A 600-nucleotide genomic window follows, 5' to 3' on the forward strand; every position below is an offset into this window, starting at 1 on the left:
ATTTACTACGATGGATATCCCTGCTATCAAGATATTCATTATAACTGTCCGAATAGATAGCACGTCCACGACTATCATAGGCAGTGAGAGAGGTTATCCATTTGACGGGTGTTTGCCCAAGGACGCGCACCCTTGATACGGTGGGCAGCCCTTGTGTTGTCGTTGTCACTAAAGTGTTCTCAGTAGTGTGCTGGTCGTAAACACTTGTGGGAAGGACCAGTCCATTGCTTCCGCCTACACCATAATCAATGTATCGATCATAGTAGTTGATGGTAAGCACTTCAAGGTTGTTGGATGGATATGAGCTATTGCTATAAAAAACCTGTGTATCCCCGATTTGCGTAGCTCCCTGTGCAGTAGTCTTTTGGATCTCGTAATTAGTCCTATTGACTTCAAGATTAAACTGCAATGAATCCTGTATCGATTGCTGTCCTATAGTAGCTGTATAGAATCCAGTATAGGCCACTCTCCCTAATGCATCATATTTGGTAAATAAGTATTTATTAGCTGTCTCATTCCGCATATTGGCATCTTGGGTAAGTATGGGCTGGTCCAAATTATTGTAAAAGATGGTTTCGTGCCCCTTGCCGGGGATTTTCT

The 600-nt window shown here is 43.0% G+C and carries 1 pseudogene; it reads right to left on the bottom strand.

The features are described from left to right. Positions 1–600 (bottom strand): annotated as a pseudogene (locus G3A46_RS14275) (hypothetical protein); the annotation flags it as partial.

Source organism: Aequorivita sp. KMM 9714, assembly GCF_011065475.1.
Taxonomy (GTDB): Bacteria; Bacteroidota; Bacteroidia; order Flavobacteriales; family Flavobacteriaceae; genus Aequorivita; species Aequorivita sinensis.